General features: G+C 70.7%; 10 protein-coding genes. 8 read left to right on the top strand and 2 right to left on the bottom strand.

Annotated elements, in window-relative coordinates:
• Nucleotides 1-22 precede the first annotated feature (22 nt).
• Nucleotides 23-1,360 (bottom strand): 6-phospho-beta-glucosidase, encoded by a 1,338-nt coding sequence (locus tag ABD355_RS12210; RefSeq protein WP_344400228.1) that lies wholly within the window; start codon nt 1,358-1,360, stop codon nt 23-25.
• Nucleotides 1,357-2,121 (bottom strand): DeoR/GlpR family DNA-binding transcription regulator, encoded by a 765-nt coding sequence (locus ABD355_RS12205; RefSeq protein WP_344401188.1) that lies wholly within the window; start codon nt 2,119-2,121, stop codon nt 1,357-1,359. The genes ABD355_RS12210 and ABD355_RS12205 overlap by 4 nt, the downstream gene beginning before the upstream one ends.
• A gap of 129 nt (nt 2,122-2,250) precedes the next feature.
• Here ABD355_RS12205 and ABD355_RS12200 point away from each other — a divergent pair, with 129 nt between their 5' ends.
• From ABD355_RS12200 to ABD355_RS12165, 8 genes are all read left to right on the top strand, one after another.
• Nucleotides 2,251-3,285 (top strand): carbohydrate kinase family protein, encoded by a 1,035-nt coding sequence (locus ABD355_RS12200; protein ID WP_344400227.1) that lies wholly within the window; start codon nt 2,251-2,253, stop codon nt 3,283-3,285.
• Between the two features lie 62 nt (nt 3,286-3,347).
• Complete coding sequence (locus tag ABD355_RS12195) at nt 3,348-4,625, top strand: extracellular solute-binding protein (protein WP_344400226.1); 1,278 nt, start codon at nt 3,348-3,350, stop codon at nt 4,623-4,625.
• A gap of 34 nt (nt 4,626-4,659) precedes the next feature.
• Nucleotides 4,660-5,634 (top strand): carbohydrate ABC transporter permease, encoded by a 975-nt coding sequence (locus ABD355_RS12190; protein WP_344401187.1) that lies wholly within the window; start codon nt 4,660-4,662, stop codon nt 5,632-5,634.
• Nucleotides 5,631-6,500: a carbohydrate ABC transporter permease gene (locus ABD355_RS12185; protein ID WP_344400225.1), complete on the top strand. Its 870-nt coding sequence runs from the start codon at nt 5,631-5,633 to the stop codon at nt 6,498-6,500. Before ABD355_RS12190 ends, ABD355_RS12185 begins: the two co-directional genes overlap by 4 nt.
• A gap of 27 nt (nt 6,501-6,527) precedes the next feature.
• On the top strand, nt 6,528-7,850 hold the full coding sequence (locus tag ABD355_RS12180; protein WP_344400224.1) for an alkaline phosphatase family protein: 1,323 nt from the start codon (nt 6,528-6,530) through the stop codon (nt 7,848-7,850).
• On the top strand, nt 7,847-10,786 hold the full coding sequence (locus ABD355_RS12175) for a glycoside hydrolase family 2 TIM barrel-domain containing protein (RefSeq protein ID WP_344400223.1): 2,940 nt from the start codon (nt 7,847-7,849) through the stop codon (nt 10,784-10,786). Before ABD355_RS12180 ends, ABD355_RS12175 begins: the two co-directional genes overlap by 4 nt.
• Before the next feature lie 45 nt (nt 10,787-10,831).
• Entirely contained in the window at nt 10,832-12,679 is a 1,848-nt protein-coding gene (locus tag ABD355_RS12170; protein ID WP_344400222.1) for a LamG-like jellyroll fold domain-containing protein, read from the top strand.
• 19 nt (nt 12,680-12,698) lie between these two features.
• Entirely contained in the window at nt 12,699-14,372 is a 1,674-nt protein-coding gene (locus ABD355_RS12165; RefSeq protein WP_344400221.1) for a histidinol-phosphatase, read from the top strand.
• Nucleotides 14,373-14,397: the final 25 nt, after the last annotated feature.

Genomic DNA, 14,397 nt, shown 5'->3' with positions numbered 1-14,397 from the left:
GGAAAGCGCTTTCCGCCGGAGCTTACTTCAGGTAGGAAAGGCCCGGGTGTACGGCCGTGTAGCCCTCGACCAGCCGTCGGGCCACGTTCACGGAGTCGACCAGCGGGTGCAGCGCGAAGGCCTTCACGGCCGTGGTGCGGGAGCCGGACTCGGCGGCGGCGAGGACCTCGCGCTCGACGGCCTTGACGGCGCAGACCAGGCCGGTGGCGTGCTCGGGCAGCGGGGCGACGGCGACCGGGTGCGCACCGTTGGCGTCGACCAGGCAGGGGACCTCGATGACGGCCTCGGAGTCGAGCACCGAGAGGGTGCTGCGGTTGCGGACGTTGAGGATCAGCGTGGTGCGTTCGTCGCGGGCGATGGCCCGCATCAGGGCGAGGGCGACCTTCTCGTAGCCGCCGGAGAGGTCGTCGGCGTCGCGTTCACCGGCACCGGCGGTCTCGCGGTTCTCGGCCATGTACGTGGCCTCGCGCTCGGCGCGGGTGCGGTCCCAGGCGGCGAGGGCGTGGGCGCCGGGGTCGCGCATCTCCTCGTAGAAGTGGGCCTGCTGGTCGCGCAGGAAGGCGCCGCGGGTCTTCTCGGCCTGCTGGTAGGCGCGGACGGCCTCGCGGTTGAAGTAGTAGTAGTGCAGGTATTCGTTGGGGATCGCACCGAGGGACTGGAGCCAGTCGACGCCGAAGAGCTTGCCCTCCTCGAAGGAGCCGAGCAGGTCGGGGTCGGCGAGCAGCCGGGGCAGCTCGTCGCGGCCCGCGATGTGCAGGCCGCGGACCCAGCCGAGGTGGTTGAGGCCGACGTAGTCGATCCAGGCCTCCTTGGGGTTCCCGCCGAGCACCCGGGCGATACGCCGGCCGAGGCCGACCGGTGAGTCGCAGATGCCGATGACGCGGTCGCCCAGGTGCCGGGACATGGCCTCGGTGACCAGGCCGGCCGGGTTGGTGAAGTTGATGACCCAGGCGTCCGGGGCGAGCCGGGCCACCCGCCGGGCGATGTCGACGGCGACGGGGACCGTGCGCAGGCCGTAGGCGATGCCGCCCGCGCCGACCGTCTCCTGGCCGAGGACGCCCTCCGCGAGGGCCACGCGCTCGTCGTTCGCCCTGCCCTCGAGGCCCCCGACGCGGATCGCGGAGAAGACGAAGTCGGCGCCGCGCAGGGCCTCGTCGAGGTCGGTCGTCGCGGTCACCTCGGGGGCGTCGGCGACCTGCGCGGCCTGCTCGGCGAGGACCCGGGTCACCGCGGACAGCCGGCCCGCGTCCAGGTCGTGCAGGACGACCTCGGTGACCCTGCCCTCGCCGCGGTCGCCCAGCAGGGCCCCGTACACGAGCGGCACGCGGAACCCGCCGCCGCCCAGAATCGTCAGCTTCACCCTTGCACCTTTCCTGCCACGACCACCTCGACGCCCGCCTCCTCAAGGGAGGAGCGGGTCGCCGGGTCGACCGGGGCGTTCGTCACCACCACGTCCAGGTCCTGGGGACCGCAGACCTTCGCCATGCCCGTGCCCGGGAACTTCGCCTGGTCGGCGAGGAGGACGACCTTGTCGCTCGCTCTGATCATGGCGCGCTTGACCGGCACCTCGACGACCGTCGTGTCCATCACCTGCCCGCCCGGGCGCACTCCACTGGTGCCGAGGAAGAGCCAGTCGGCGTGCAGCTGGCGCAGGTTGTCCTCGGTGAGGAAGCCGACCAGGGAGCGGTACTCGCGGCGGACCATGCCGCCGAGCAGCACCAGCTCGATGCCCTCGTCGTCGGCGAGCTCCTCGTAGACCACCAGATTGCTGGTGATCACGGTGAGGCGGCGGCCGTGCAGCTGGCGGGCGAGCCGGAAGGCGGTGGTGCCGATGTCGAGCAGCACCGACTGGCCGTCGGCGACCATGGCGGCGGCCCGCTCGGCTATGGCGTCCTTCTCGGACACCCGCACCTCGGCGACCTCGGCGAAGGGCTGGTCGCCCTCCTCCACGACGGCGCCGCCGTGCACACGGGTGAGCAGGCCGTCCTCCTCCAGCTTGACCAGGTCGCGCCTGATCGTGGCGGGGCTCACACCCAGCTGCTCGGAGAGGTCGGTCACAGCCGCGGGCCCGCCGGAGCGCAGGGCCCGCAGGATGAGTTGGTGTCGTCGTTCTGCCAGCACGGCGTGAACACTACTCGTCATCTTCAATCAAATCCATGCTCAGTTCTGCTCGGGTATTGACCAATCTCATGGATCAGCGCACGATTCCGGTCATCGAAAATGACGAGTTTTGACGAGAGGCTGTTTCGCGTGGACGACGACAGGCCCGACGTGCTCCTGACCGGGCTGCTCTTCTACGATCTCGTCCTCACCGGGCTCGGGAAGCCGCCGACACCGGGCGAGGAGATCTGGACGGGCGGGATGGGCTGCGGCCCCGGCGGCATCGCGAACCTCGCGGTGGCCGCGTCCCGGTTCGGCCTCAGCACCTCGCTGGCCACGGTCTTCGGCGACGACTTCTACGGCGAGTACTGCCGTGACGTCCTGTGCGACCAGGAGGACATCGACCTCTCGCTTTCCCGCACCGCGGACGGCTGGCCCACCCCCGTCACCGTCTCGCTCGCCACCGGCCACGACCGGGCTCTCGTCACCCACGGCCAGGCACCCCCGTACTCGCAGGACACCCTGATGGGTGACCCGCCCGAGGCGCGCACCGCCCTCGTGCACATCGAGGCCGAGCCCCGCGCATGGCTCGCCAAGGCCGCCGCGAACGGCACCCGGATCTACGCCGACGTCGGCTGGGACCCCACCCAGGAGTGGTCCACCGACCTCCTCGACCAGCTGAAGCTGTGCCACGCCTTCCTCCCCAACGAGACCGAGGCGATGGCCTACACCCGCACCGACAGCGCGGTCGCCGCGCTCGGCACGCTCTCCGAGCTGGTACCGGTGGCCGTCGTCACCCGCGGCGGCGACGGCGCCGTGGCCGTCGACCAGACCACCGGCGAGTACGCCGAGGTCCCGGCCCTGGACGTCGACGTCCTGGACGCCACCGGCGCCGGCGACGTCTTCGGGGCGAGCTTCGTCGCGGCCTCGCTCGGCGGCTGGCCCCTTCAGGAACGGCTCCGGTTCGCCGTCCTCGCCGCCGGGCTGTCGGTCCGGCACCACGGCGGGGCGCTCGCCGCGCCCGGCTGGTACGGCGTCGACCGCTGGTGGCGGTCGCTGAAGGACCCCGAACTGCGGCGCGCGTACGGCTTCCTGGCCGACCGGCTCCCGGCCGAGCCCGGACCGCCCGTGCGGCACGCCCCCGTCACCCCGCCCGCCCACACGCCCGTCGGCCCCCACGCCTGAGAACGGCGGCAGCACCCCCTCGAACCCCCTCTCCAGTCGAACAGGAACAACAGGAGTGACCCGTGGACCTTTCTCGTAGAGGCTTCCTCCAGGCCGCCGCGCTCACCGCGGCCGCCTCCGGCCTGACCGTCGCATGCGGCGGCAGCTCGGGCTCGGGCGGCACCAAGAACGGCAAGGACCTCACCTTGTGGTACTGGGGCGGCGCACTCAGCGACAAGGTGGTCGCGGAGGCGAAGACCCACTTCAGCAGCTCGGTCAAGCTGACCTCCGCCTCCATCGGCGGCGACTTCAAGCAGAAGCTCACCACCACCATCGCGGCGGGCACCTCCGTGCCGGACATCACCGGCATCAAGGGCGAGGACATGGCGTCCTTCCTGCCCAACGCCTCCCGCTTCCTCGACCTGAACGACCTCGGCTTCAAGAAGGTCTCGTCCCAGTACCTGGACTGGAAGACCAAGCTCGCCCAGACCAAGGACGGCAAGCAGATCGGCTTCCCGATCGACATCGGCCCGACCGCGCTGTTCTACCGCGAGGACCTGTTCGCCAAGGCCGGCGTGGAAACCGACCCCGCCAAGGTCGCCGCCCTGGTCAAGACCTGGGAGGACTACTTCCAGCTCGGCACCGAGCTGCAGAAGAAGAACCCCGGCACCTACCTGGTCAACAACATCGGCTCCATGTTCGACATGACCGTCGGCCAGGGCACCGAGCGGTTCATCGACAAGAACAACCACTTCATCGGCGACCAGGACCACATCCGCGCCGCATGGACCACGTCGGTGCGCCCCTACACCCTGGGCCTCGACGCCAAGATCAACGACAACACCTGGAACGCCGCCGTCGGCAAGACCCTCCTCACCGAGCTCGGCGCGGCCTGGCACGCGCTGGACATCGAGCAGGCCGCCCCGCAGACCAAGGGCAAGTGGCGGGTGTGCCCGATGCCCGTCGGACCGGCCAACCAGGGCGGCTCCTACCTGGCGCTGCCCAGGCAGTGCCGCAACCCCGAAGAGGCCTTCAAGATCATCAGCTGGATCCTGAGCCCCGCCAACGACGCCCGCGGCTTCACCGACGCCGCCATATTCCCCGCCGCACCGGCCGCGTACTCCATGCCGGCCATGACCGGTCCCGACGCCTTCTTCGGCGGGCAGAAGATCATCGAGGTCTTCGGTCCGGCCGCCAAGGCGGTGCCGCTCGCGTACGAGGCCCCGGCCGACGCGGCTGTCATGGCCCCCTACAAGACGGAACTGACCAACATCGAGGCCAAGGGCAAGAAGCCCGACGACGCCTGGAAGGACGCGGTCAGCCAGGCCAAGCAGATCGCCCGCCGGCAGGGGGTGAGCTGAGGTGTCGTCCCCTCCGGTCACCGGCTCCGCCGAGGTGCCGCAGCGCCTCGGCGGGCCGGTCCCGGCCCGGTTCCGCCCGCGGCGCACCCCGCCCGCGGGCTCCGCTCGGCCCAGGCGGCGCGGGCCGCTGTCGTACTGGCGGCAGTACCTGGCGATCTCGCCGTTCTACCTGATCTTCGCCGCGTTCTCCTTCTTCCCCGTCTTCTACTCGCTGTACCTGGCCTTCCAGCGCTGGGACGGCATGGGCACCATGCAGTTCGTGGGCCTGCAGCAGTTCAGGTTCCTGTGGGACGACCCGGTGTTCTGGCTGTCGATCCGCAACACCCTGGTGATCTGGGTGCTGTCCACCGTGCCCACCCTCTTCGGCGCCCTGATGCTGGCCACGCTGCTGCACTCGGTGCGCCGCTTCAAGGGCTTCTACCGCATCGCGCTGTACGTCCCGAACGTCACCTCGATCGTCGCCGTGGCGATCTTCTTCGGCGCGGTGTTCAGCAACAACTTCGGCCTGGTCAACGCGATCCTGGGCATGGTGGGAATCTCGCCGGTTCCCTGGCTGAGCAACCCGTGGCTGATCAAGCTGGTCATCGCGCTGCTGATGACCTGGCAGTGGACCGGCTACAACATGATCATCTATCTGGCCGGTCTGCAGGCGATCCCGAACTCGATCTACGAGGCGGCGAAGATGGACGGTGCGGGCCCCATCCGCACGTTCTTCCAGATCACGATCCCGATCATGCGGCCGATCATCCTGTTCACCGTCATCATCTCGACCATCAACGGTCTGCAGAGCTTCAGCGAACCCCAGGTCCTGTTCGGCAGCAACGCCGCCAACGCGAACCTCGGCGGTCCGGGCCAGGCGGGTCTGACCACCTTGCTCTACTTCTACCAGTCGGCCTTCCTCAACAACGACTACGGCTACGGCGCGGCCATCGTGTGGGCCTTCTTCGTACTGATCATCATCCTCGTCGCCGTCAACTGGCGCATCACCACACGAGGGAGGAAGGCATGACGGCAGTGGACACCGCGCGGCCGGCCACGGGCGGCAGGCGGCGGCGCCGCCCCAGGGGCCTGACGGCGCACATCATCCTCGTCGTGGCCGTCCTGGTCTCGGTCTTCCCCTTCGCGTGGACGATCGTCATGGCGACCAACACCACCCAGGACATCTACAAGAGCCCGCCGAAGTTCACCTTCGGCTCCCATCTGCTGGAGAACATCCGGCATGTGCTGAACACCATCGATTTCTTCGGGTCGATGCTCAACACGGTGATGGTCGCGACGGTCACCACCGTCCTGGTGCTGTTCATCGACTCCCTGGCGGCCTTCACCTTCGCCAAGTTCGACTTCCCCGGGCGCAAGCTGCTCTTCGGCACGCTGCTGCTGTTCATGATGCTGCCGCTGCAGCTGGCGATCCTGCCGCAGTTCATCCTCATGTCGAAGATCGGCTGGGTGGGCATGCTCAAGGCGCTGGCCCTGCCGTCCCTCGCCAACGCCTTCGGCATCTTCTGGCTGCACCAGTACATCCAGAACGGCGTGCCCGACGAACTCCTCGACGCCGCGCGCATCGACGGCGCCGGGTTCTTCCGCCAGTACTGGAACATCGCGCTGCCGATGATCAGGCCCGCGCTGTCGTTCCTCGCCATCTACGCCTTCGTCAACTGCTGGAACGACTACGTCTGGCCGCTGGTCGTGCTCACGAACCCCGGCCATGTGACGCTCCAGGTGGAGCTCGCCCAGCTCAACGTCGGCCACACCACCGACTACAGCATGGTCATGGCCGGTGTACTGATGGCGGCGCTGCCACTGGTCATCGTGTTCAGCATCTTCGCCCGCGGGTTCATCGCGGGGGCCACAGAAGGGGCCGTGCAGGGCAGCTGAGGCGAAGTCGCGAGAGAGGGGTGGGCGGTGAGCCACGACGTCGGCGGTGCGCGGCCGGGGCGCGGCAAGGTGCTCGTGGTGGGCATGGACGGGTTGCGGTTCGACCGGCTGACCCGGTCGCCGTCCGCGGCCCCCGTCCTGCACGGCCTGATGGCGGCGGGCGCCGTCGGCACCAGCCTGCTGCCCTACGGCGAGGCCGACGGCCATGCGGAGAACGGCCCGTCGACCAGCATGGCCTACACCGACTCCGGGCCAGGCTGGTCGAGCATCCTCACCGGGGTGTGGCCCGACCGGCACGGCGTGCGGGGCAACGACTTCGGCGGCGCCGACTACGCCCGCTACCCCGACTTCCTGACCCGCGCCGCCACAGCCGGTCTGCGCACCGCGGCCGCGGTGTCCTGGCCGCAACTGGTCCGCCGCGGCGTCCTGGGCCCCGCCATCGACCGTCGCCGGCGCTTCAACGGCGAGTTCCGCGGCTACCGGACCGCGGACCGCCGCGTCGCCCGCACCGCCCTGCGCTGGCTCACCAGGCACGACCCGGACGTCGTGTTCGTGTACTTCGGCGCCACCGACGAGGCCGGCCACGACACCGGCCCCCTCTCCCCCGCCTACGACCGGGCCCTCCTCGCCCAGGACGCCCACCTGGGGCGGCTGCTGCAGGCGATCGACGCCCGGCGCAGCGACCCGCGCCGCGCCCACGAACGCTGGACCGTGCTGGTCACCACGGACCACGGCCACCTCGACAGCGGCGGCCACGGCGGGGACACGCACGCCGAACGGGAGGTCTTCGTCATCCTGGCGGAGCCCGGCGGGCTGGACGGCACAAGGCCCACCGGCGACCGCCCCGACGACACCCGGCCCTTCGGCGCCGAACCCGCCGACCGCGGACCCACCGACCCCGGGCCCCTCGGCACCCCGCCCGCCGACAACCGACCCCACAGCGCCCAGCCGACCGACCGCGGACCCACCGGCATGCAACCCGACGGCACGCACCCCAACAGCACGCGACCCAACAGCACGCGACCCCACAGCGCCCAACCCGCCGACAACCGACCCCACAGCACCCAGCCCGCCGACCGCGGACCCGACGGCACGCACCCCAACAGCGCGCGACCCGACGGCACGCGACCCCACAGCGCGCGACCCGACAGCACCCGCCCCAACAGCGCCCAGCCCGCCGACAACCGACCCGACAACCCCCGGCCCCCCGGCGCCCAGCTCGACGCACCCCGCCTCATCGACATCGCCCCCACCGTCCTGGACCGGCTCGGCATCCCCGTCGACCCCGCCTGGGGCCTGCAGGGCCGCGTCCTCCCCCGGCCCATCGCACCGACTTCGGACAGGTCATGACCGACGCACTCCCCGCGGATCCCCTGATCGCCCTCCGCCCCTGGCAGGCACCCGAGGTGACCTCCTGGGGCCGCCTCCCCATGAACGCCGTCGACCGGCGCTCCGGAGCCCTCTCCCTGGACGGCGACTGGCGTTTCCAGTTGCTTCCCGCTCCGCACGTGCCGGTCGGCGGTGACTGGTCCTCGTCGTACGTCCCCGGCGTCTGGACCATGCAGCCCGCCGGTGCCGGCGACCTGCCGCAGTACACCAACGTCCGCATGCCGTTCCCCGAGTTCCCGCCCGGCTCACCGGACGCCAGTCCGACGGGCGTGTACGAACGCGAGGTGGACGTCCCCGCCGACTGGGCCGGGCGCCGGATCGTGCTCCAGGTCGGGGCCGCCGAGAGCGTGCTGCTGGTGCATGTCGACGGGCGCCCCGTGGGGATCTCCAAGGACTCCCATCTGGCCGCCGAGTTCGACCTCACGGACGTGGTGCGTCCCGGCCGGCCGTCAGCCGTACGGCTCACCGTCGTGAAGTGGTCGGACGCCTCGCACATCGAGGACCAGGACCAGTGGTGGCACGGCGGCATCACACGCTCGGTGCTGCTGTACGCGACCGATCCCCTGCACCTGGCCGACGTGACGGTGCGGGCGTCGTACGGCGGCGAGCTGCGCGTCGACTGCCGGGTGCGGGACACGCGCGGAGCGCTGCCCGACGGGTGGTACGTCAGCGGCGAACTGGACGGACAACTCCTCACGCAGGACCGGGAGTTCGACCGCGTCAACGCCGAGGACGACCGCGTCTCCGACTTCCTCGGCGAGGCCCGCATCCAGACCTCCGTCCCCGAGGTGCGCACCTGGAACGCCGAGACTCCCGAGCTGTACGACCTCACCGTCCGCCTGCACCGCGCCGACGGAACCGTCGCCGACACCTCGCGGCACCGCATCGGCTTCCGCGACGTCGAGATCGTCGGACGGGACCTGCTCGTCAACGGCGAGCGGGTGTTCATCCGGGGCGTCAACCGGCACGACTTCCATCCGCTGACCGGCCGCACGGTGTCGTACGACGACATGCGCGCGGACCTCGTGCTGCTGAAGCGGTTCGGTTTCAACGCGATCCGCACCTCCCACTACCCGAACGACCCGACGCTCTACGACCTCGCCGACGAACTCGGCTTCTACGTCGTCGACGAGGCGGACATCGAGTCCCACGACCACGCCCACGAGATCGCCGACGACCCGCGCTACCTGGGAGCCTTCGTGGACCGGGTCTCGCGGATGGTCCTGCGGGACAAGAACCACCCGTCGATCATCATCTGGTCGCTGGGCAACGAGTCCGACTACGGCGCCAACCACGACGCGGCGGCCGGGTGGGTGCGGCGGCACGATCCGACGCGGCCGATCCAGTACGAGGGTGCCGCGAAGCTCGACTGGGCGGCGACGGACGACGCCTCCGACATCGCCTGCCCCATGTACGCGCCGCTGGAGGACTGCGTCGCCCATGCCCTGTCCGGCCGGCAGACCCGGCCGCTCATCCAGTGCGAGTACTCGCATGCGATGGGCAACAGCAACGGCACCCTAGCGGACCATTGGGCGGCCATCGAGTCAACGCCAGGTCTTCAGGGCGGGTTCATCTGGGAGTTCTGGGACCACGGCATTCTCCAGCGTGTGAACGACGGAAGACCGGTCGGGCGTGGGGGCGCCGGGCTGTATGACAACGGTGTCGCCGCGCCCGGCCACCGCTGGGCCTACGGCGGCGACTTCGGCGAGACGATCCACGACGGAGCGTTCATCGCCGACGGAGTCGTCTTCCCGGACCGCGCCCCGAAGCCGGTCCTGTACGAGCACCGGGAGATCGCGGCGCCGGTGCGCATCGAATGCTTCAAGCACGAGGGCATCGTGCTCGGCAACCACCAGCACTTCCGGGGCCTGGACTGGCTGTCCGGCCGGTGGGAACTGTCCCTCGCCGACGGCCGCACGCTGACCGCGCCCGCCGAACTGCCCGCCCTGCGGCCCGGCGAGACGGCCGCAGTGCCGCTGCCCTTCGACCTCCCGCGCGACGGCGGCGAGGCCTGGCTCACGCTGCGGGTGACGACCGCGGAGGACCAGCCGTGGGCGCCGCGCGGCACGGATGTGTGCGCGCCCCAGGTGCAACTGCGCGGGCCGTCCGTGTCCTGGGAGGTCCCCGTGGCCGGCACCGTCGAGGTCGACGACGAGGGTCTCCTGGTCCATCCGCTGCTGACGGCCGCCCCCACGCTCTCCCTGTGGCGGGCGCCCACCGACAACGACGAACTCGGCGGCATCGCCCTGCGCTGGCGGACCTGGGGGCTCGACTCGCTCGTCCGCAAGGTCGTGTCGGTACGGCAGGACGGCGGCCGGGTCACCGTGGACGCCGAGTACGCGGGCACGGTCGGCGTCGTACGGCACCGGCAGGTGTTCACACCGGTCGAGGGCGGCATCCGCATCGACGAGGAGGCCGAGCTGCCCGACGAGTTCCACGATGTGGCGCGGGTCGGCTCGGTCTTCGAGACGGCGGACGGCCTCGACCTGCTGGAGTGGTTCGGGCAGGGCCCGTGGGAGTCGTATCCCGACCGGAGCGTCGGCGCGCCCGTCGGCCACCACTCCGTGCCCGTGGACGCGCTGTTCACCCCCTATCTGCGCCCGCAGGAGAGCGGCGGACGGCACGGTGTACGGCACTTCACGCTGTCCGCGGCGGACGCGACCGGCCTCGCGGTCGTGCTGGACGAACCGCGCCAGGTCTCCGTCACCCGCCATCGCGCCGAGGACCTGACCGCCGCCTCGCACCACGACGAGCTGGTGCCGCGCTCCGGGTGTGTGGTGCACCTCGACGCGGCGCACCGGGGGCTCGGCACGGCGTCGTGCGGCCCCGACACCTCCGCCTCGTATCTGATCCCGCCGGGGGTCCACCGCTGGAGCTGGACCCTGCGCGTTCTCTGACCGCCGCCCTTCCCCGTTCCTCACGTCACCTTTCACGGAGCACACGTGTGCACTTCGCATGACCACAACCAGGGCGAGGCCGCACAGGCCGGTGCCGCCCGACGCAGTTTCCTCAGAGCCACCGCGCTGCTCGGCGCCGCCGCCGGTGCCGGGGTCGCGCTGCCGGCCGTCGCCGAGGCGGCACCGGCGAGCGCGAGCAGCTGGCGGCCCGACGTCCACAGCCGTCGCTTCACGCTCGCCGTCATGCCCGACACGCAATACCTCTTCGACGGGCCCAGCATCGACAAGGCGCCGGTCGAGGCCTCCCTGCGCTATCTGCTGGAGCACGGCAAGGACGAGAACATCGTCTTCCTGTCCCACCTGGGCGACCTCACGCAGAACGGCGCCGAGGACGAATTCGCCGCGATCGGCGAGGCGTTCGGGCTGCTGGACCGCAAGGGTGTCGGTTACAGCGTGCTGGCCGGCAACCACGACGTGAGGTCCTCGACGGACGACCAGCGCGGCTCGACGCCGTACCTGGACACGTTCGGGCCGCAGCGCTTCAAGGGCAGGAAGACGTTCGGCGGCGCGTCCGACGACGGCTACAACACCTATCACCTGTTCAGGGCTGCCGGGCGCGAGTGGCTGGTGCTCGCGCTGGACTGGCGGCTGTCGGCGAAGGGGTACGCCTGGGCGAAGGACGTGCTCGCCCGGCACCCCAAGGCGCCGGTCATCCTCACCACGCATGAACTCGTCGTCCAGGACGACCAGTTGTCGACGTACGGGCAGCAGCTGTGGGACCAGCTGGTCGAGGAGCACGACCAGATCTTCCTCACCCTGAACGGCCACTACTGGCCCGCGGGCCGCGCGACCCGCAAGAACGCGGCCGGCAACGACGTCCATCTGCACCTCACCAACTACCAGAACCGCTACTTCGGCGGCGCGGCGATGATCCGCCTCTACCGCTTCGACCTGGACCGGAACGTCATCGACGTGGAGACCGTCTCCCCGTGGATCCTCGGCCGGGCTCGCAAGGACCTCAACGAGCTGGAGCGGCAGGAGATCGAGCTGAGCGGTGACGCGGACCGCTTCTCGGTGGAGATCGACTTCGAGAAACGTTTCGCCGGATTCGCCCCGGCCCCGGCACGTCCGGCCCGCCCGGCGTCCAAGGTCGTCATCCCCGGCACGGTCGCCTATTGGCGATTCGACGGACACGACGACGGTACGGCGGTCGGCGGCACCGTCCGTGACCTGTCCGGGCGCGGCAACGACCTCACCCTCGTCACCGTGGGCGGCGGCGCCCTGAACTGGTCCTCCGACCACCACCCCGACCAGCCCGGCCACGGCAGCCTGGAGTTCCAGGGCTACAAGTCGCCGCTGAAGGGCGCGTATCTGAAGACGGTCGACGGCGCCCCGCTCAACTCGGCGACGTTCAAGGACGGTTACACCATCGAGGCGTTCTACCGGCTGCCCGCCGACTGGGACCCGGACCACAACGCCTGGTCCGGGATCGTCAGCCGCACCGGCACCGGCGGCGCGGCGGGCAAGACCGCCGACGACCCCGACGAGCCGCTGGCCACCCTCTCGCTGTCCAACGACCGCGAGCCGCAGTGGGCGATGCGCCCGCTCAACCAGCAGGGCATCGCCACCAACTGGGGCCAGGAGACCCCGCTGGAGACCTGGTGGCACCTCGCGGTGGTCAACGACGGCAAGCACACGACGCTCTACGTCGAGGGCTGCCCGGTCGTCCGCAACCCGAAGGCCCCCGCGATCGGCATCACCTCCGTCGGACTGCCGTGGCTGCTCGGCGGCTACGAGTACGCGGGCAAGATCGACCAGATCCTGCACGGCCGCCTCGGCGACGTGCGGATCGTCTCGCGGGCGCTGCCCGTCACCTCCTTCATGAACCACTGACCCGCGACAGGGACCCACCATGACCGAGCAGCAGCTGCCCGCCTGGGCCGACCCGTCCGTCTCCCCCGCCCACCTCGACGCCCAGGGCGTCTCCCGCCGCGGGCTCCTGCGCCGCGCAGGCATGTTCGGCGCCGCCTTCACCCTCGGGTCGGCGGCCACCCCGGCCTTCGCCTCCTCCCGGCAGCCCGCCTTCGGGGGCGACGACCCGCGCCTCGCGTACCTCGTCGGCGACCACCACGTCCACTCCGTCTACAGCCACGACGCCAAGTACACGTTCTCCCAGCAGGCGCAGGCGGCCGCCAAGTATGGCCTGGACTGGATGGTGTTCAACGAGCACTCCAACTTCGGGCACGCCCACCACGGCGCCGCGCTGGAGCACCAGGAGATCCTCAAGGCCCGCGCCGAGAACCCGCGTCAGCTGATCTTCCAGGGCCTGGAGTGGTACATCCCGGCCGCCGAGCACTGCACCGTGTTCGCCGCGCCCGGCCCCAACGAGGTCGATCTGCTCACGCAGTTCGAGCTCGCCTACGACGGCAAGCTCCTCGGCTACACCGACGGCTCCGCGACCGGCGCCGACACCGCCCGCAACGAGGCCCACGCCGTCAAGGCCGTCAAATGGCTGGCCGAGCAGCGCAGTTCGGGCTACGTGGACGACGTCCTCGTCCTCGCCAACCACCCCCTGCGCCTCGGCATCGACTCCCCGCACGAGATGCGGGGCTGGCGGGACGCGGCCCCCGAGATCATGATCGGTATGGAGGGCGCACCCGGCGCCCAGGGCGCGGCCATCCCCGGCTGGCGCGGTGCCACCTCGATCCGCGGCGAGTACGAGAACAAGCCGTCGGCGCAGTCCTGGGCGGGCTACCCGGCGGACGCGTATCTGACGTACGGCGGCTTCGACTGGGCGACGGCGACCGTCGGCGGTCTGTGGGACTCGATGCTCGCCGAGGGCCGCCTCTTCACGATCACCACCAACTCCGACAACCACCGCACGGTCTTCGACACCTGGAAGAACGGCGACTGGCCGGCCGGGCAGAACTTCGACAACACCGGCAGGCTGCCCGACCCGGTGAACACCGACACCCCGCAGCCCGGCAGCGACTTCTGGCCCGGCGAGTTCAGCCGCACCCACGTCGGCGTGACCCGCTACGGCTACCGCGCGGTGATGGCGGGCCTGCGCGCGGGCCGTGTCTGGCTCGACCACGGACATCTGCTCGACGGCCTCGACGTCAGGGTGAAGCGGGACTGCGACGCGGGCCGGGGTGTCACGCTCGGCGGGCGGCTGCGCGTCCGCAAGGGCGAGAGGATCACCCTGTACGTCACCGTCACCACCGCCTCCCGGGCCAATCCGCAGGGCATCCTGCCCCAGTTGGCGCACGTGGACGTGATCCGGGGCGCGGTGCGCGGACCGGTGAGCGACCGGGACAGCTGGAAGGCGCCGGACACCAGGGTCGTCCAGACGAAGGACGTGTCCGGCCGGACGGGGACGTACACCCTGCGCATCCCACTGACCGCCGGGGACGAGTCCTTCTACGTCCGGCTGCGCGGGAGTGACGGGAACCGTCACGGGGTGGGGTATCTGGGTGCCTCGGTCGACCCTGCCGGGCCGATTCCGCATGAGCCCGGGAACGGTGACCCGTGGGCGGACACGTGGTTCTACTCGAACCCCGTCTTCGTCGACGTGGTAGGTGGCTGACGCGTCGAAGTGATCCTTCGCGTCG

It is taken from the genome of Streptomyces longisporus, from assembly GCF_039532765.1.
GTDB lineage: Bacteria > Actinomycetota > Actinomycetes > Streptomycetales > Streptomycetaceae > Streptomyces > Streptomyces longisporus.
Note: the sequence above shows the minus strand (reverse complement) of the source record. Positions and strands in the feature narration are given on the sequence as shown.